This window comes from Candidatus Formimonas warabiya, assembly GCF_002777255.1.
Lineage (GTDB): Bacteria > Bacillota > Dehalobacteriia > Dehalobacteriales > Dehalobacteriaceae > Formimonas > Formimonas warabiya.
Genome location: NZ_CP017634.1, coordinates 4,511,026 through 4,530,666 on the forward strand (window position 1 = coordinate 4,511,026; position 19,641 = coordinate 4,530,666).

15 protein-coding genes are annotated in these 19,641 nt (G+C 45.7%); 13 read left to right on the forward strand and 2 right to left on the reverse strand.

Translation table 11 applies throughout. The features are described from left to right. Positions 1-138 precede the first annotated feature (138 nt). From DCMF_RS30200 to DCMF_RS20460, 4 genes are all read left to right on the forward strand, one after another. A complete protein-coding gene (locus DCMF_RS30200; protein ID WP_214658772.1) occupies positions 139-2,220 on the forward strand; it encodes an IS1096 element passenger TnpR family protein in 2,082 nt (693 codons plus the stop codon). Positions 2,221-2,798: 578 nt separating this feature from the next. Beyond that, positions 2,799-4,277, forward strand: a complete 1,479-nt coding sequence (locus DCMF_RS20450) for an aldehyde dehydrogenase family protein (protein WP_148136139.1) — start codon at positions 2,799-2,801, stop codon at positions 4,275-4,277. A 299-nt stretch (positions 4,278-4,576) separates the two neighbouring features. Further along, positions 4,577-4,999 (forward strand): MerR family transcriptional regulator, encoded by a 423-nt coding sequence (locus DCMF_RS20455; RefSeq protein WP_148136140.1) that lies wholly within the window; start codon positions 4,577-4,579, stop codon positions 4,997-4,999. Then, positions 4,996-6,246 carry an MFS transporter gene (locus DCMF_RS20460; RefSeq protein ID WP_148136141.1) on the forward strand — a complete coding sequence of 417 codons (1,251 nt, stop codon included), beginning with the start codon at positions 4,996-4,998 and terminating at the stop codon, positions 6,244-6,246. The genes DCMF_RS20455 and DCMF_RS20460 overlap by 4 nt, the downstream gene beginning before the upstream one ends. An 83-nt stretch (positions 6,247-6,329) precedes the next feature. Here the strand turns inward: DCMF_RS20460 and DCMF_RS20465 are convergent, their stop codons facing one another. Next, positions 6,330-6,713 (reverse strand): PH domain-containing protein, encoded by a 384-nt coding sequence (locus tag DCMF_RS20465; protein ID WP_148136142.1) that lies wholly within the window; start codon positions 6,711-6,713, stop codon positions 6,330-6,332. Between the two features lie 237 nt (positions 6,714-6,950). Here DCMF_RS20465 and DCMF_RS20470 point away from each other — a divergent pair, with 237 nt between their 5' ends. The 3 genes from DCMF_RS20470 (at position 6,951) to DCMF_RS20480 (ending at position 8,609) form a co-directional block, all read left to right on the forward strand. Then, positions 6,951-7,385, forward strand: a complete 435-nt coding sequence (locus tag DCMF_RS20470) for a VOC family protein (protein ID WP_148136143.1) — start codon at positions 6,951-6,953, stop codon at positions 7,383-7,385. Between the two features lie 88 nt (positions 7,386-7,473). Continuing rightward, on the forward strand, positions 7,474-8,193 hold the full coding sequence (locus DCMF_RS30365; RefSeq protein ID WP_148136144.1) for a DUF5655 domain-containing protein: 720 nt from the start codon (positions 7,474-7,476) through the stop codon (positions 8,191-8,193). An 11-nt stretch (positions 8,194-8,204) separates the two neighbouring features. Further along, on the forward strand, positions 8,205-8,609 hold the full coding sequence (locus tag DCMF_RS20480) for a VOC family protein (protein WP_148136145.1): 405 nt from the start codon (positions 8,205-8,207) through the stop codon (positions 8,607-8,609). A gap of 7 nt (positions 8,610-8,616) precedes the next feature. Here DCMF_RS20480 and DCMF_RS20485 read toward each other — a convergent pair whose 3' ends face one another. Then, a complete protein-coding gene (locus DCMF_RS20485) occupies positions 8,617-9,990 on the reverse strand; it encodes a hypothetical protein (RefSeq protein ID WP_148136146.1) in 1,374 nt (457 codons plus the stop codon). Between the two features lie 594 nt (positions 9,991-10,584). Between DCMF_RS20485 and DCMF_RS20490 the strand changes: the two genes are divergently transcribed. The 6 genes from DCMF_RS20490 to DCMF_RS20515 all read left to right on the forward strand — a co-directional run bounded on the left by DCMF_RS20490 (position 10,585) and on the right by DCMF_RS20515 (position 19,198). Then, a complete protein-coding gene (locus DCMF_RS20490) occupies positions 10,585-14,040 on the forward strand; it encodes an NAD(P)-binding protein (RefSeq protein WP_472297454.1) in 3,456 nt (1,151 codons plus the stop codon). 400 nt (positions 14,041-14,440) lie between these two features. Further along, complete coding sequence (locus tag DCMF_RS20495) at positions 14,441-15,118, forward strand: JAB domain-containing protein (RefSeq protein WP_236860077.1); 678 nt, start codon at positions 14,441-14,443, stop codon at positions 15,116-15,118. Between the two features lie 14 nt (positions 15,119-15,132). Further along, the gene (locus DCMF_RS20500) at positions 15,133-15,450 is read left to right on the forward strand and encodes a nucleotide pyrophosphohydrolase (protein WP_148138005.1); all 318 of its coding nucleotides are present in this window, start codon (positions 15,133-15,135) and stop codon (positions 15,448-15,450) included. A gap of 11 nt (positions 15,451-15,461) precedes the next feature. Then, entirely contained in the window at positions 15,462-17,411 is a 1,950-nt protein-coding gene (locus DCMF_RS20505) for a DUF2075 domain-containing protein (protein WP_148136147.1), read from the forward strand. A 262-nt stretch (positions 17,412-17,673) separates the two neighbouring features. Next, on the forward strand, positions 17,674-18,240 hold the full coding sequence (locus tag DCMF_RS20510; protein WP_148138006.1) for a nitroreductase family protein: 567 nt from the start codon (positions 17,674-17,676) through the stop codon (positions 18,238-18,240). 226 nt (positions 18,241-18,466) lie between these two features. Next, a complete protein-coding gene (locus DCMF_RS20515) occupies positions 18,467-19,198 on the forward strand; it encodes a class I SAM-dependent methyltransferase (protein WP_214658773.1) in 732 nt (243 codons plus the stop codon). Positions 19,199-19,641 lie beyond the last annotated feature (443 nt).

Consider the following 19,641-nt stretch of genomic DNA (forward strand, 5'->3'; position numbering starts at 1 on the left):
AGGTCCCTTGACATAAAAGGCAAAACTGCTTTTGTACACAAGACTGTCTGACAGAATTGTTTTGTTTTTCCTCTTTTTTTGATACAATTTGATAAAATACTTCTATATTTATAGAATCAATTATTGGGGGCAAAAACCGTGCGCAAAAGGAAAGCCGGATCAGGAGAGAGTATCTATGTTTTTAAGGTGGTTTTAAGTGACTGGGGAGGACGGGTAAAAGGGATGCCTTACCGGGTAATTGCCTGCCCGGAAAAGATCAGTCTATACCAATTAGGAGAAACAATTATTGAAAGTTTCGATTTTTCTTTTGATCATGCCTTCGGTTTTTATGATAATATCAAAAACTGGTACAGGTCCCAAGAAGGTTATGAATTATTTGCCGATCTGGGTGAAAAAGATAGTTTCCCCGGGGTGAAGAGGGCCCAAGCGGCGAAGGTTTTTCCCGAGCTTAAGAAGAAGATGCTTTTTCTCTTTGATTACGGTGATGAGTGGCGTTTTGTCGTCCAGTTGATCAAGATAGAAGAACCGGAAGAGAATGTCAAATATCCCCTGGTCATTCAAGCCGTGGGAGATATATCCCAATACGGAGGTGGCGAAGATGACGAGGACTGGGAAGAAGACGATGGGGAAGAGGACTGGACGGAAGCCAAGGAAGACGGGAAGAGGGAGCTTGCTGAAGTCAATCAGGTAGTTCCTAAAGAGCAGGAGTGGGAAAAGAAGCCTAAAATCGGCCGGAACGATCCCTGCCCCTGCGGCAGTGGAAAGAAGTATAAAAAATGCTGCGGAGCACAGGAAGAGAAAGTAGTCAGTTTATTGGAATTTCAAACGGAAAAAGAATTTGCTGATCTCATTGAAAAATTGTGCGATTTTGTCACACGAAAATATCTGGATTTGCTTTTAGAAGAATTTACAGATTTTGACCTGGAATTTCCGGAGGATCCGGAAGAATTTGAGGAGGACCCGGATGCGGCATTAGTATGTGAAGCTTTTATTTTTGATGTCAAGCTGTCTGGTAATCGCACTCCTTTTGAAGAATTTATCAAAAAACATGGCCAGGGGTACCGCACCTCGACTTTAAAATGGTTTGAAGAACTGAAGGACAGTGTTTTTTCTTTCTATGAAGTTACCGGTATTACGGCCGGGGAAAGAGTTGTCTTAAAAGATTTGCTTGGAACGGGCACGTTTGATGTGTATTTTGAAGATTATTTTGATGAGGACGAGATTTATGTAGGGGATGCCATCTGGTGCAGGCTGGTTCCCTTCCGTCAGAAACACAAAATTTTCTTAAGCAGCATTGTGGTGTTAAATGAGCTGAAGGATGAAGTGAAGGAGTTGGTCCTGCACGAATATCATCAAGAAAAGAATTTAGAAATTCATGCCTTTTTAAAGGACCATTCTTTTATCTTGCTGCAAAAAATATTGGATTTTTTGCAGCATAGTTCTGATTCAGTGGGTTTGCCTGAAAAGTTCATGGGTTTCCGTGATCCTGTTGAAGCAGAAAAGTTGATTAACCGGGCCATGAGGATCAAGAGTAAAAAGAGGAAAGTGGAACTGGCTCAAGAGGCACTGGCTCAAGATCACCTTTGTGTTGACGCATATGTCATTCTTGGGGAGGAAAAAGCGGAGACCTGGGAGGACGCGAAGGAGTTGTTTCAACAAGGGGTAAAGGCCGGAGAAAAAGTATTGGGGCAAGGCTTTTTTAAGAAAAACAGGGGCCATTTTTGGGGGATAAGTGCCACCCGCCCCTATATGCGGGCAAAATTCCGCTTGGCCGAGTCGTTATGGAATTTAGGGGAGCGTCGGAAAGCTGCTCATCATTTGACCGAAATGCTGGAGTTGAATCCCGCGGATCATCAAGGAGCACGGTATCTTCTCTGCCACTTGCTGTTGATTTTGGATGCCGATGATGAATATGAAAAACTAATGAAAAAATATTCGGACGATTCGTCCGTGGAATTCTTATTTAACAATGCATTGTTCCTATTCAGACACAGTGGCAACAGCAAAGAATCCCTGGACGGGCTGAAAAAGGCATTAGAATATAATGCTTATGTTGCGAAATATTTATTAAACATAATAAAAGTGCCCAAGAAAATTTTTGGACCAATTATCGCGGGTGGACAAGAGGAAGCCGCAGGCTATGTAACAGATGCCAGGAGAAATTGGGAAAAAACCCCGGGGGCGATCTCCTGGTTAGGTAAAAATCTTTGGTTGGTATAATCAATGTCAGAAGACCTTAAGCAAGAAGTCAGTAAGGTAATGACAAAACTTTTAAAAACAATTGGAAGGGGACATGGAGGCATGTCCCTTTACTTTTGGGCCTAATGATGATCATGTCAAGGGACCTGTCCCCATGACATAAAAGATTTTTCACCAAAAATTATGGAGGAAAATGGAATTATCTACCGAATAAGCTATTTGTAAATTTGCCGCGCAGGATTTGGTTTAATGATAAAAAATTAACCCTTCAAATTGATCCTCAAAGGGTTCCCTTCGCAAAAAAAGCCCGCCCTAATAGCATTGCTTTAGTGAAAGAGTAATGGGCAGTTTTTAACAGAGCATTTCGTCTTGGACGACATCATAGGTGAAAACTCAAAAGAGAGGATGGTGAGAGATTAAGAAAGCGAAAAATTTTGTTTTTGCGCTACTGTGAAAACGTTCAATGATTAATTCGGGGAGGGAGGTATGGAAACGAAGACGTCGAGAATTGCTTGAGCCGGCAGGAGCAGAAATTTTCTTTCCGGTCTTATGCCGGCGGTGCTTTCGTTTTTACAAACAAGGGAAGGGGTGAGAGACAAATGAAAACATATCAAGCGTTTATCAATGGTCAATGGGTTGATGCGATAGGGGGAGAGACCATATCCATTGTAAACCCGGCCACCGGGGAAGTAGTGGCCCAGGCCGCCAAATGCGGCGCCCAGGACCTTGAGCGCGCCGTGGAGGCAGCCGAAAAGGCCGGCCCGGGGTGGGCTAACACGCCCGTATCCGAACGGTCCAAGGTGCTTTTGAGAGCTTCTCAGCTGATTATGCAGCATCAGAAGGAACTGGCTGAATTGGAGACGATGGAGCATGGCTCTCCCATGCGCAAGACCATGAACTTTGATGTTCCGCTCTGTGCGGAACAATTGGAATATTTTGCCGGGGTGGCCCGTGCCATGACCGGCGACACCATCCCCGTAGGCCCCTGGTGCCTGTCCCTTACGGTTCATGAGCCGCTAGGGGTGGTGGGCCTGATTACGCCCTGGAACTTTCCGGCCCTGATGGTGGTATGGAAGCTGGGGGCCGCTTTGGTGACGGGCAACACCTGTATTGTTAAGCCGCCTTCCATTGCTCCCCTCACCACCTTGAAACTGGCGGAAATTCTCACCGAAGCCGGTGCTCCGGCCGGTACCGTCAACGTGGTCACAGGACCGGGCGGGGAGATTGGCGAAGCCTTGGTGCGCCACCCCAGAGTAGCCAAGATCGGTTTTACCGGAGATTCAGCTACCGGAAAGCGTATCATGCACGTGGCCAGTGACAGCGTCAAGCAGGTAGGTCTGGAACTGGGAGGTAAAAACGCTTTTGTCGTATTGGATGACGCCGATGTGGATGCTGCCGTACAGGGGGCTGTCTTTGGCGCTTTCTTTAATTCGGGGCAGGTCTGTGCCGCCGCCAGCCGGTTTTACATCCATGATTCCCGATATGACGAGTTTGCCCGGAAATTTGTGGAGGCCGCCCAGACGTTGCGTTACGGCGATCCCATGGACATGGGCACGGTCATCGGTCCGGTGGCCTACGCCGCCCACCGGGACAAGATCGAAGCCTATATCGGAGAAGCCAAACAGAGCGGGGCAAAGCTTTTATTAGGCGGAGAACGTCCCCAAACCGAAGATACCAAAAACGGCTATTTTGTCGCTCCTACTATCTTTGGCGACTGTGACCATCATGCCCGCTTCATGCGCGAGGAAATTTTCGGACCGGTGGTGGGCCTGTGTCGTTTTCAAGAAACCGAAGAGGCCATTGCTATGGCCAACGATACAGCCTACGGCCTTTCCGCGTCCCTGTGGACCGGTGATACCGCCAAGGGCATCTCTCTGGCCGGCCGGATTAAAGCGGGAACGGTCTGGATCAATGAACATTTGATTATCTTTTGCGATACCCCTTGGGGTGGATGCAAGGAATCAGGCTGGGGCAAAGATCTTTCCAAGATGGTACTGGAAGAGTACACCTTGACCAAGCACATCTATGTGGATCTGGTCAGGCAGCCGGAAAAACCATGGTACGGAATATTGAAGTAAGTCCCAATCCCCGCTAGCGAGAGCTGCTTTTTTAACAACAGCGGGATGATGAGCCCTTTTATGGGGCATTGAGACAGGAAAAACCACACCGGAAATACGGTGTGGTTTTTTGACGGGGTCCGATTTACTTAAATATTTGAGCGATTCAGTTCCCCGGAGATCAATATTAGCCGGGGATCCGGTTGCATATATAGTAAGATAGAGGGTAGTTCCTAGGATCTCCTAAGGTCAAGTTCTTAACTTTAACCTTGACGTTAAAGTGAATGGGGAGTAGAATTTTAAATTATGAGGTGAGATGAATGGGATCAGCATATCTCCAGATTGAGGAAGTAGCCCAAAAGACCGGCCTTACCAAGAGGACGCTCCGGTATTACGAGGATATGGAATTGATCGCCCCGGTGAGGACGGAGGGGGGGTACAGACTGTACACCGACGAAGACTTAGACCGGGTGACGCGGATCAAGGAGTTGAAGGGCAGCCTTGGCTTCAGCCTCAGCGAGATCAAAAACATTCTGGACCTGGAAGGGACTTTGAAGGAGATTCTAGCCGGGGAAACCGGCGATGCGGAGGAGATCTGCCAATTAATGGAGACCGTGAAAAGGCAGATTCGCCTGGTAGAGGAAAAGGAAAGCACCCTGGGCCGGGTAAAGATGAGATACCAGGAGGTATTGGAAAAACTCAAAGAACGGGTAAATTCGGGCAAAGGGGACAAGGACAGATGATAAACCTTGGATCCAGCTTTGCGGCGTTGAGACACCGGAATTTCAGACTATTCTGGATCGGCCAGTGCATCTCCCTGGTCGGCACATGGATGCAGAACATCGGCCAGGCCTGGCTGGTGCTCCAACTCACGAAATCCGCTTTCAAACTCAGCCTGGTTAGTGCTACCCAGTTTTTACCCATGATGCTGTTCGCCTTATTTGCCGGGACACTGGTCGACAAGTTTCCCAGACGCCGGATATTGCTGATTACTCAGGCCAGCTTGATGGTTCTGGCCGTGACCCTGGCCAGTCTTACCTATTTTCAGGTTGTCCAGTACTGGCATGTGCTTGTGCTGGCCTTGCTGTTGGGCATTGTAAATACCCTGGATATGCCGACCCGGCAGTCTTTTTTCGTGGAGCTGGTGGGCAAGGAGGATTTGATGAACGCCATTGCCCTGAATTCCACCATATTTAATCTGGCTAGAATGATCGGGCCAGCGGTAGCCGGTTTCTTGATCAGCCTGGTGGGGATCGCCATGTGTTTTTATCTGAATGCGCTCAGTTTTTTGGCTGTCCTTGCCGGGATCTGGATGATTGATACGCCGGATCGGGTTGCCGCCCGGGAGGGTACCGGCTCTATCCGGGATATTTTTTCAGATATCGGGGAAGGGTTGCGCTATATCTCCCAGAATGCCATCATCCTGCACCCCCTCCTGCTCCTGGCCCTAATCAGCACTTTTGTCTTGAACTTTAATGTACTGATTCCGGTTTTTGCCAAACAGGATTTGGGCCAGAATGCGGCCGGTTATGGTTTTCTGATGACGTGCATGGGCATTGGTTCCTTTATCGGCGCCTTGGTCCTTGCGGTCAGGAGCAAAACCGGGCCCAGGATTTCAACTCTTGTAGGCGGGGCGGCGGGAACTTCCCTGTTCCTGCTTCTGCTCGGCCTTCAACATAACTACATTCTTGCGTGTGCCACACTGCTCGTGATGGGTTTTTGTTCCATCACATTCACGGCTATGGTAAATTCCACAATTCAAATGAATAGTGCGGACAACATGCGCGGCCGTGTGATGAGCGTTTTTTCACTGGTGTTCGGCGGCGTGGCGCCCATCGGCAGTCTTTATGCGGGCAATATCATGGAATTCTTGGGGGCCCAAGGGTGCATGAAAATAAGTGGCGTCATCGGCATCCTTGCGGCAGCCTATACCCTGTCCGCCCTTTGGGGAAAACACAGGCACCGCGGCATCTCCGCCGGACAGCCCTAAAAGAGAGCCCATGACAATTGCTTCCCGTCCCTCATCATGAAAAAACGGAAGCCGAACAGTTTCGGCTTCCGTTTTCAGTAGATTTAACCGATCACAAATTTATTGATCAAATGATACACCCTTAAGAGCAGATTAGCTAAGCTTTTGTCCTTGAAAAATTTCAATTCAATGTGCAATCCCCCGGATAAGACCAATTTGATTTCCGAATCAAGATCAAAAGTACCTGCGGTTTCAATGGCATAGGTGACGATATTTTTGAAGGGAATAGAGTAATATTCAATTTTCTTGCCCGTTAATCCTTGTTTATCAACCACGAGAATGCGTTTGTCGGTAAAAACCGCCACATCCCGTACCGTTTTCACGGCAAACTCTACTTTTTCCGAGGCGCTCAGAAAGGATTGGATTTCATCCGGTACAGGAACCTCATTATAGAAGGAAAAAATTTTATTTGGCTGAACATCGGCCATGGGCGCACACCTCCAATTATTTTGTCCTTTATTGGAATTATATGGCATGGCGTGATCACGTGTCAATACAGTAAACCCTCCTTATTTTTTCCTAGGCAGCTGATACCTGGGTGATTCCGCCGGCCCTATTGCCATTTTACTCCTTCCTAAATCGTGACGATCCCACCGGCTTGCCATTAATAAAAACCTTGGGAAATGGTATAATAGTTTTAAAATGCTAAGAAAGGAAGTTTAGCGATGACAGGTGTAGAAATTGATATGGTTGTATCCGATAGTCTGAAGGCATTGGATTTATACGAAAAGATTTTTGATACGGAGCGCATTGAGGTCACATCCTATAGTAAAGGGAAAAATGAGGCTGTTTTTAAGATATATGGCACCCGCTTTCACATGCTTGATGAAAACCCCGATTTTATGCTTGTAGCCCCGAAGCCCGGTGATCCAAAACCTATGTGGTGCAACGTGCTCGTACCTAATATCAGGGAGACTTTCTCAAAGGCACTTGACGCAGGGTGCACTGAAGTACAGCCGATCACCGAGCTTGGCGATTTCGGTGTGATAAACGCCATATTTATTGACCCCTTCGGCTATATGTGGCTGCTTCATCAAATCGTGCGCGAGGTTAGCTTTGAAGAGCGCTGCCGCATCATGGAGGAGAAACTGGGAAAATAGGGGCGCTTTCATGAGATATGCAGCTTTTTATCGGCACGAAGCTGAAAAACTATAAATAAAATCTATCAACGAATGAGGAATGATTGACATGGCACATGCGATATTTTCCGGCGTCCGGGCAAAATGGCTGCCCCTCTATGAACAGCTTCGCAGCATGGCGCTGGAAAAACTCGGCTCCTTTGACGAGCATGAGACATCAAGTGCCGTATTGTGGAGGCATCACTCCGCTTTTGCCGAGGTAAGTGCCAAAAAGGATTGTATGGTGGTTGCCTTTGCCTCCGATGTCCTCCATGACGAATGGGAGCCGGCGAAGGTTTTGCAGACCTCCAGAAACCGTGTGATTCATTATTTTGAGGTGACGAACAACGCTATATTTCCGGTGTTGATAGAACACATTGAGCGGGCGTATATTCTGACCCAGCCGAATCACACACGTAAGGAACCTGCGGAAAAACCGGTGTTTACCACCATTGACGAGTACATCGCGCTGTTTCCGGCCGATGTGCGGGACATACTCCAGCAAGTCCGGACAACAATCCGTAATGCCGCTCCGGAGGCGAAAGAAAAGATAAGCTGGCAGATGCCAACGTTCTGGCAGAATGAAAATCTCGTGCATTTCGCGGCAGCCAAAAATCACATCGGGCTTTATCCCGGCGCGAGCGGTGTACGTGCATTTGCCGATAGGCTGACGGGATACAAAACATCAAAGGGCGCGATACAATTTCCCCTTTCTGAACCGATACCCTATGATTTAATCGCGGAAATCACCCGGTTCAGAGTCCGGGAAAGCGGCGCAAAAATAAAATAGGAGGGTCTCTTATGTTAGGGCATTATTTGATGTTTAACAGGAACTGCATGGAAGCTATCAAGGCTTATGAAAAAGCATTTGACGCAAAAACTATGGAAATTCAAAAGTACGGCGAAATGCCGCCCAATCCCGCCTTCGCCATTCCCAACAGCGACAAGGACCTGGTTTTACACGCCCGGCTGCAACTGGACGGTATGGAGATCATGTGCGCCGACAGTTCTGGGCGAAGCACGCCCGGCGACAACATGTATGTCTCAATCACTACAAAGGATATGGCTTTTGTACAAAGAGCGTGGGATGTTTTAAAGCAGGACGGTGAAATCTATATGGCGCTCGCCCCGTCGTTTTTCGCAACCCTGCACGGTTCTTTGCGGGATAAGTTCGGCATAAACTGGATGTTTACAGCGTTGAAATAAACGAAAACTATCCAAATGTAAGTACAAAACGCATTAGCCTCAAGAATGGTGTCAAAGGGACCTGTCCCTCTGACATTCCTTTGCTGATACCCCAGTCCTGTGCCTTGCCGGGGATAATGTAGTTGTAGCGCATGTAAAAGCCCTGGGGTTCTGACTCATCCTCTATCTCATACCAGTTGATGGTGGCGCTTTGGGAAAAATAGCTTTGATACCTGCCGGTATCGCCCTCGCGCAGCGCCTTGTCAATGGCGGCAAGGTTTTCCTCGCCCTCCGGTATCTCATAGACGTCAAAAACTCCCGTGAAACTGCCGTTATCCTCCGCCGACAGCCGCGTCAGCACAAGGCGGTTGCAGCCGTGGAAGCTCCATGCGGTGGGAGCCACATTGCCATTTTCAAGGCCTTCAGAGTATGGCGTAATGTACTCGCCTACCGTCCTGCCGAAGTATTTGTTCAGGATGTCGTCGATTTCCTCCCGGGTGCTCCCCTTTTGAAAGTCCGCCGCCTCAAGGTTCCGGAAGGCAAAGATCATCAGGTTGGCGTTCAAGGCATTTTCTTCCTCATTTGGGATGGCAAACAAGGGATTTACCTGCCGGCTGTGGCCGGCAAAATAGTCGTAGTATTTCTCTCTGGAGGAGATCCCCTCGGTCAGGGGCTGACTGGAACCGGTGTTCTCAAAAAACGCCTGAGCGGGAGAGAGGGTGTGCGACAGGAACACCGGCTCTCCCGTTTCCTCGTTCAGATAGAATCTAAAGGTTTCGGTGCGTGTCACCGACAGCTTTGAGAGGTCGCCCGAAACAATGGCGGTACGGTAGTTTGCCATGTCCTCAACGGAAGGAGGATAGGTGGTGTAGGCACATTGGGCAAGGGTGATTGTGTATACCGTTCTCTTGTCAATCACATCAGCCGAATATTCTCTGAGCGCGTAAACCGGTTTGTCGCTGATGCTTCCCGGAACAGCCACATATTTCTCACCGTCATAATCCCAGCCCTTCCACATGGACGCATGGGCAATCTCACCCACCTCGAAATGATCGTGGATAGCGGTATCGACATAGACGCGGGTCATGGTGCCCTTGTCCTCACCCCAGTTATCCAGGTTGACGGCAAAGGCCCAAAAAAGATATTCCGTGCTGTCCGTGGGGGCCTTGCCTTCCTCAAAAAACGGGATGTAGTCAAGCCTGTGCTTGATGGCAAAGTCAAAATATTCGCCCCGCAGCGCCGCCATATCGGGCGGTGTGTTCCCGGGTTCATCAGACGTTTTTGGTACATTGCGGGAAACAAGGGTGCCGAGAATTGCCACGGCCAGAACGACGGTGAGGGCCACAACCGCACTGTTTCTTTTTCCCCGGGTATTCAGGATGTTCGTAAAGGGATTCTTCAAGGATTTTTTCCCTCCTTACACAGGTTTCTTCGCTTCAGACAGGCGGCCGGATATCCTTTGCCCGCCGTGCATATTGGGATGCCTGGTCCAACGCTCAAACAAACTGCGCGCATATATAGAACCGGGGCAGGGGCAGCCGGAGAAATTTCGAAGTCGTAAACCATAGTTGCGTAATGAGGAGCAGGATACATCGCTCACGATAGGGCAGTTCCGTAGGTAAACACATAGGCACCGCGCGGGATCCGGCCGCATTCTCTTCCGTTATTTGGACGCTTAACGCGTCTCGTTTGTTCCATTCATGCCAAATCATGTCAGGGCACATGTCAATGGGACAGGTCCCATGACATAATGACGGTATCATGTCAAGGGACCTGTCCCATTGACATTGCGTTACCTGAATAAGTTTTTCATGCAGCCGCGTATTCGTATATCACATCGTGTATCAATATTCTAAACATTAAGATTTATAATAGTGTATATGAAAGTCATTAAAAGTTTGTTATAATTATCACAAGCTGGATTTGGGCCCAAAAACAGCAGCAAAGATCTTTGTTTATATTTAGAAAAATATGATTCAAGAAAGGAAAACCTGATGTGATAAAAACAACAGAGCTGAACAGAATAAAGGTAAAAGTAAATGGACGAGAAATAGAAGTATATGACAATCTCACGATTCTTCAGGCTTTACTTCAGGAAAATATTCATATCCCGCATCTATGCTACGATATTCGGCTGGAACGCTCCAACGGCAACTGCGGATTGTGCGTGGTTGAATTAGGTGAGGGGAGCGCCCAGCGGGATGTGAAGTCATGTCAAACTCCGGTTAAGGACGGTATGGTGATCTGCACCAATAGTCCGAAATTGGAAAACTATCGTAAAATTCGTCTGGAACAGATTCTCTCCGACCACAATGCAGACTGCGTTGCTCCTTGTGTGAAGACCTGCCCGGCTAATATTGATATTCAATCCTATCTGAGCCTGACCGGTCAGGGAAATTTTGCATCTGCCGTCCGGGTGATCAAAGAGAACAATCCTTTTCCTCTAGTATGCGGCCGGGTTTGTCCCCACCCTTGTGAAGCTGAGTGCCGCCGTCAGTTGGTGGATTCTTCTGTAGCCATTAATCATGTAAAGCGTTTTGTGGCCGATTGGGATATCACCCAGGAACAGCCTTATACGCCACCGAAAAGATCTGCCACTGGTAAGAAAATCGCCGTGGTCGGGGCCGGCCCGTCCGGTCTTGCTGCAGCCTATTACAGTGCTTTAAACGGACATGATGTCACTGTCTTTGAGCGTCATGCCCATGCGGGAGGAATGATGCGTTACGGCATCCCTGAATATCGTCTGCCCAAGGGAACATTGGATAAAGAAATTGACCTGATCAAGAATCTGGGCGTAAAAATTATGACCAATAAGACTCTGGGTACGCATGTCCGTCTTCAGGATCTCCATGAAGATTTTGATGCAGTATATCTGGCAATTGGTTCCTGGCGGGCAACTCCTTTACAAATTGAAGGCGAAAATTTGGACGGGGTCTGGCTGGGCATTCAGTTTTTGGAACAGGTAACCAAACATGCCGACATCAAGTTGGGAAAAAATGTCGTAGTAATTGGCGGCGGCAACACGGCCATTGACTGTGCCCGGACCGCACTGCGCTTAGGAGCTAAATCTGTTCGGCTGGTTTACCGCCGGACAAAAGATAATATGCCGGCAGAACCCTATGAAGTAGAAGAAGCTCTCCATGAAGGGGTGGAAATGTCCTTTCTGACCGCACCCAGCAGAATCGTCCAGGAGGATGGGCGAAAAGTTCTCCATTGTATCAGGATGACCCTTGGGGAGCCGGATCGTTCCGGCCGCCGCCGTCCCATACCGATTGAGGGCAGCGAATTGGCTTATGAAGCAGACACAATTATTGGCGCCATTGGTCAAAGTACAAATACCCAATTTCTTTATCATGACCTTCCGGTGAAACTGAATAAGTGGGGAGATATTGAAATCGATGGGAAAACCTTCCAAACCTCAGAAATGAAAATTTTTGCCGGGGGAGACTGTGTCACAGGACCGGCAACCGTGATTCAGGCTGTGGCGGCAGGCCATCTTGCAGCAGAATCAATGGACAGCTTCCTGATGAAAGGGTATGTCAAGGAACAGCATGTTGATTACAGCTGCAGCCGCGGCACCCTGGAGGACCTGCCCAAGTGGGAATATGAAGAGATGCCCAAATTGGAGCGGGCCAAAATGCCGGCTATTTCCTTGGATGCCCGAAAAAATAATTTTCAGGAAGTTGAATTAGGCCTTTCGGAGGAAGGGGCTCAAGAAGAAGCGCGTCGCTGTCTGAAATGCGGTTGTTATGAACGCTATGACTGCCATTTAAGAAAGGAAGCCAGTGCCCATAAAATTGAGTATGTCCAGCCGGTCCATGAGCGCCCTTATATTCCTCTTGTTATGGATCATTCTATCATTATCCGGGACCACAACAAGTGTATTTCCTGCGGACGATGCATTGCTGCCTGCGCCGAGGTGGAAGGTCCTGATATTCTCACCTTTTATATGAAGAATGGCCGGCAGCTGGTTGGGACCAAGAGCGGGCTTCCTTTGGCTGAAACGGATTGCGTCAGTTGTGGCCAGTGTGTCAACGCATGCCCCTGCGGCGCCTTGGATTATCAGCGGGAAAAAGGGAGAGTATTCCGGGCTATTAATGATCCGGAAAAAACAGTGATTGCTTTTGTGGCCCCGGCGGTAAGAAGTGTTGTTTCATCCCATTTTGGCATTTCTTTTGATGAAGCATCCTCTTTTATGGCAGGTCTGCTTAAAAAATTAGGATTCAATAAAGTTTTTGACTTTTCCTTTGCAGCGGATCTGACGGTAGTAGAAGAGACCACTGAGTTCCTGGACCGGATCCGGGAAAAAGGTGCCATCCCCCAATTTACCTCCTGCTGCCCCGGCTGGGTCAATTTTGTAGAAAAACGTTACCCGGAATTGATTCCCTATCTGTCCAGTTGCAAGTCTCCTCAGGCTATGATGGGGGCTACTGTGAAGAACCACTACGCCCAGTTGGCCGGATTAGACAAAAAAGACCTTTATGTGGTCTCTATTGTCCCCTGTATTGCCAAGAAATTTGAGGCTGCCCGGCCGGAATTTGCTCCTCAGAGCATTCGGGATGTTGATGCTGTGCTCACTACAACAGAGATGCTGGAAATGGTTGATCTCAAGCAGATTAGGAAAGAAGATGTGGTGGATCAGGAATTTGATGCCCCTTATAAAAGGGTATCCGGAGCAGGAATTCTCTTTGGGGCTTCCGGCGGGGTGGCTGAAGCTGCTCTGAGAATGGCGGTGGAAAAGCTGACAGGCAATACCCTTACGGATCATCTGGACTTTGAAGAGGTCCGGGGCTTTAAGGGTGTAAAAGAGGCCACTGTAAGCGCGGAAGGCACAGAGGTAAACGTGGCTGTGATCAGCGGGCTTCATAATGCCGAGCCTATCATAGAAAAGATCATTCAGGGTGAGGAAGTGGGTTATGACCTGATCGAAGTGATGGCCTGCCCTGGTGGTTGTATTTGCGGTGCAGGGCATCCTGTGCCTGAGAAGATCAATGCTTTGGAAAATCGCCAGCAGGTTCTGATCAATATTGATAAAGCTTCGAAATACCGCAAATCACAGGAGAATCCTGATGTCCTCCGTTTGTATCGAGATTTTTATGGTGAGGCGAATTCCGAACTTGCGCATAAACTGCTGCACACCCATTACAGCCCCGCTCAGCAGAGTGATTTGCTCGGCAGGAATAGACGGCGCATGGCCAATTCTGCCTTTGTCACCCATGAATTGGTTGTTTGTATCTGCGATACGTGCTCAAAAGCCGGTGCTCAGGAACTATACAATGAAATCAATGATAATGTGAAAGAGCTTAAAATGGATGCATTTGTCCGGGTCAATACCATCCGTTTTAAAGAAAATCATCCTCATGCCGGAGAGGGCATTTATGTTACTCTGGACGGAAAAAGAATTGAACCGACAATTGGTAATATCCGTCGGCTGATCAAACAGGCTAAATAACTGAAACAATAACGTTCATGTCAAGTACATGTCAAGGGGACAGGTCCCTTGACATGAATGCAAAAGGGCATGTATAAGGGTGGATTGGTGCATAAAAATATAAGTGTGATAATTACAATTCTGAATGTAGGGATGTAAATATCTTAAGAATATTTTTCATTCACATGAAATCCTATATACTATTATGTCAAGGGACCTGTCCCCCTGACATACCTCTGACATATTAAAACAGGCTTATTTCAATGGGCCTGTTTTTTGTATGGCAATAGGATAAGATAATGTGCAATTTTAACATTTAAAGGAAACAAAGAATGAATGTCGAAATTATTAATAAATTATGGAAAAGAGAGATCTAACGATACAAAGAAAATAAAGACGGATTGGTTAGTGAGGTATTTCGGTGGATAAAAAGCTGCATGAAGGTCACAGGCGAAGAGTTAAAGAAAGATACTTGACTGAAGGCCTGGATTCATTTACCGATCATCAGGTATTGGAAATGCTGTTATTTTATTGTATCCCAATGAAGGATACAAATGAAATGGCACATAAAATGGTTCGCGAGTTTGGATCCTTGGCCGGTTTGTTTGAAGCAGACCCGAGAGATATAGGGCAAAGGTGTGGCGTTAGTGAGAATACAGCAATTCTTGTTTCTCTAATACCTTCACTAGCGAGAAGGTATTTCAAAGGAAAATGGGGAGAAAAGCCCGTTTTGAATACCCCTTCCAAGGCTGGTGCATACGCTGTTTCATTATTCGTTGGCAGACAATATGAGAGCTTTTTTGTAATATGTCTTGACGCCCAAAACAGGGTAAATTATCCTGCATTGGTGCATGAGGGGACAGTAAACGAAGTTCCGGTATATCCAAGGCTTATTTTAGAACTTGTGCTGCGTCATCAGGCACACAGTGTTATTTTAACGCACAATCATCCAGGCGGTAGTCTGAGTCCTTCGCAGACCGACATAGAGGTCACTAAAGCTATTATTTCAACCCTTGCCCCTATATCGGTAAAAGTTTTAGACCATATAATTGTGGCAGGAGACCAATTTATTAGCTTAAAACAGAAAAATTATTTCTAACGGTGGTGTACATGTTGGAAGAATTAATAAAAAGCATACTGCTATTTAGAGAGGAAAGAGATTGGGGCCAATTTCACACACCAGAAAATCTTGCCAAGTCCATTGTAATAGAAGCGGCCGAATTACTGGAAAACTTTCAATGGGGCCCTGCATGTGATCAGGAAAAGGTGGCTGAAGAGTTAGCTGATGTAATAATTTATTGCATTCTCTTGTCCGACTGTTTGAAACTTGATTTTTACAAAATTATTGAAAATAAGCTAAAGGAAAATTGTAAAAAGTATCCGATAGAAAAATCAAAGGGGAACAGCAAAAAATATACTGAATTCGAATAAAAGGTGATAATATGATTGTTTATGAAGCTGTAAAACATGAATTTATGCAAGATGTGCTCAAAGATGAGATTGCATTAAAAATATATCGTTCATATAAAGAAAAATTCGGACGTACTTCAGAAAAGGAAATAAATTCATGGAACAATTCCATGAATTATATGTATAAAGTACTTAATACACCTTTAATTCCGGATGAATCAGGGATTGCCATCGAATATAAAGTTCCCGCGACATCGAAGCGAATAGATTTTATGCTGTCCGGAATTGATGATAAGGAAAAGAACTCGGTAGTGATTATTGAACTGAAGCAATGGGATAAAGTTGAAGCTGTTACTGACAGAGATGGGATCATCAAGACGCCCTATTACGGTAGACAATATATTGCCCATCCCTCCTATCAGGCCTGGTCATATGCCCAACTTATTTCGGAATATAACGAGTCAGTACAAAAAAGTGAAGTAAATCTTTATCCTTGTGCATATTTACACAACTATTTTCTAAAAAATAATGACCCTTTGACAGACGACGCATATGAAAAATATATTTCAATGGCCCCGGTATATACAAAAGGCGATGTATTTAAATTAAGGGATTTTATCACTAAATATATAAAGAAACCTGACTATAAAAAAATATTATACATAATTGAAAATGGAAAAATAAGACCGTCAAAATCACTTCAGGATAATCTTGTTAAAATGCTGGATGGAAATAATGAATTTATTATGATTGACGACCAGAAGGCGGTTTATGAAGCGGCCTTAAATATGGCACGCGAATCATATAGATACGGCAAGAAGCAGGTTTTAATTGTTGAAGGTGGGCCCGGTACGGGAAAATCAGTTTTGGCGGTTAATTTACTGGTAAAATATATTTCGGAAGATATGGTATGTCAGTATGTTACGAAGAATAGCGCGCCGAGGGAAGTATACGCCCAGAAACTTCAAGAAAAATTCAAAAAAACATATATTAACAATCTTTTTAAAGGTTCAGGAGTTTTTTATGAATCAGAGGAAAATGAATTTGATGTGTTAATTGTTGATGAGGCCCATCGATTAGGCGAGAAGTCGGGTATGTTCAAAAACAAAGGAGAAAACCAAACAAAAGAAATAATTTATGCATCAAAATTTTCTATTTTCTTTATAGATGAATACCAAAAGATTAGCATAAGTGATTTTGGGAGCAAAGAAGATATCTATAAATACGCAACACTTAATAATGCAGAAGTTGTTGAAATGAAGCTGGAATCTCAGTTTAGATGTAATGGTTCAGACGGCTATCTTTCATGGCTGGATGATGTGCTGGAAATCAGAAATACGGCTAATTCTGATGGATTTGAACTCGATTATGATTTCAGGATTGTAGATGATCCGAACTTTCTAAGGGAATTAATTGTAGAGAAGAATAAAAAGAATAATAAAGCAAGAATAGTTGCCGGATATTGCTGGAATTGGATTACCGAGGGTAAAACAGATCGCAGAATATACGATATATCAATTGAAGAGTTTAATTTTCAAATGAGCTGGAATTTGACCAATTCCACTTGGGCAATTGACCGTGATTCTATTGATCAAGCTGGGTGCATTCATACTGCCCAGGGACTGGGGTTCGATTATATTGGTGTGATTATCGGAAATGATTTGCGCTTTGATGGAAAGAAAATAGTGACAGATTTTACAAAGAGGGCAAAAACGGATAAGTCGTTAAATGGCATTAAGAAAATGTATAAGGAAAACAAGGAAGAAGCTCTGCGCGTTGTTGATCAAATCATAAAGAATACTTACAGAACCCTTATGACCAGGGGTCAAAAAGGCTGTTATGTATACTGTTTAGATGAGAAACTTAGGGATTATCTGAAAGGAAGACTGAATTTGATCAAGAAGTCAGATGAATATTTGAAATCTGCCTTTATGAAGCGAAAAGCTTCAGAAGATGAAGCGGGCTATCCTTTGGATGAATAGGTAAACCGGCAGAGTATGTGAAAGATTTGCAAAGTTTTTTTGGAAGATATACAGGTGGCTAAGGCCTGAGGAAGTTTAGTCTCCAAGAAAAACAAGGTGATAGCGGCCAACGGAATGTCCCCTTTTGATATTATCAATCTTGTAGATAAGATAGCAGCGGCTTATGTATCAAAACGAAAGTTATGTATAGAATACGGCTATTGGAGTAGAAAACGATGAGATAATTGAAGACCCGGAAGTTTATTAAGGAAGGGATGATTTGATGATTGTCACAGAGACTTTAAAAATCATTAAACAGCGCAGGAGTATCAGAAGCTTTAAAGATGAACAGATCAAGGAAGAAGAATTACAGGCAGTACTGGAAGCGGGGCTGTATGCGCCTAACGCCGGGGACCAGGCGTGGCATTTTACCGTAATTCAAAACCAGGAGGTGCTGGACAGACTGAACTTAGCCGCTAAAGAAGTCGCTGCGCAAATGGATTTTGAACATTTAAGGGCACTAGGGAATAATGAGAAGTTCAATTGTTTATATGGGGCACCGACACTGATCATCGTCTCCGGCAATGAGCAGGCTCCCATCCCTCTCGAAGCGGATTGCGCCGCCGCTACTCAGAATCTGCTGCTCGCCGCAGAGTCACTCGGACTGGGGTCGTGCTGGATTTTCTTTGTCCTGTTAGCGTTTAATGCACCACAAGGCTCCGAATTGCGAAAATTACTGAAAATACCCGGGGGCTACAAGCCTTACACTTCGGTTGCGCTAGGATATAAGAAAGCTGCGGCTGTCCAGGCACCGGACAGGAAGCCCAATCTCATTACCTATATCAGATGATTTTAACTGAGGAGAACAGGTCTCTTTGCTTTTGGAAAGGAAAGAAGTCATGACCAGAAGAATTGAATCAAAAACCTCAAGGACGGCGGAATTTACATGCCTGATAAGATTTCAGTCCTATTTGGAGAAGAGGGAGCGATTTAAAAGCGATGATTTCATCTCATTGGTGATCGTTAATTCATTTATGAGGCATCTCTTCAGACTTCCACCCGTCAGGAATTATTTTTTGAAGAGAGTCTATCCGGCCGGGATGTATGAGTATGTGATCGCAAGGACTAAATACTTCGACAGCGAATTCAAAAAGGCTCTGCAGCAGGGTGTAGAGCAAGCAGTCATTTTCGGAGCGGGCTTTGACTCTCGGGGTATACGGTTTCGCGACATCTCGAAAAGCACAGTGATATTCGAACTGGACGCCCCGGTCACCCAAAGGGCAAAGATTGACAGGTATAAGGAAAAGGGAATTACAATCCCCCCAAACCTTGTTTTTATACCGATTGACTTCGACAAGGAGAACATATCGGACCGATTGGCGGAAAGCGGTTTTCAAAGGGACAAGAAAAGTCTCTTCTTATTGGAAGGACTGACTATGTACCTTCAACCCGAGTCGGTGGACCAAACCTTTCAAATAATCAGGGAATTTGCCGGACCCGGCAGTATGGTGGTGTTCGACCATATCTACGCATCTGTGGTGAGAGGAGAGAATCTGTACGAGGGAGAAAGACAATTATCCCTGTCTGTTTTGAAGCGGAAGGAAAGCTTCTGTTTTGGGATAGAAAAGGGGCATATCAACGAATTTTTATCTGAATATGGCTTTGAGGCTTTGCGCATTATGGACGCCGCTACCCTGGAAAAGATGTTTTTTCAGGATAAGGAAGGAAAGCTTCTCGCGAAGGTGAACGGGACCCATTGCATAGCCACAGCCATAAAGAGTGGACCCATTGATAAAAAGGATGACTAAGATAAAGTATACAATATAGTGGATACTCCCCAATGCAGAGCATCCCTAACGGTTTAGATAAGTCAAGCCGTGCTCGACTAGGGTGTTTTCACACCATTGCTTAGCTTTTTGCACATGATTCTAAGCATGCAAAGTCCCTCCTTTGGTATGTTTTGTGCCAGCTTACTTATACCATTTGGGAGGGACTTTTTATATCCCTGAATGAGGGTATTTTCATTATTTGTCGTTTTTTATTATATATTTTCGGTGGCCCCGGATGATATCATGTCAAGGGACCTGTCCCCCTGACATTCCAAGGCAAAATTTGTCGAATTTAGAGGATTTTTTATTTCCGCAAAGAAATAAATACCGTTTGAGGGGAATATAGGCAGATTTCAAGTGAAAGGCCGTGGTAACGGTAAAAGATCTTTGCTGTAAAAGGCCTGAAAAGACTAATATATAAG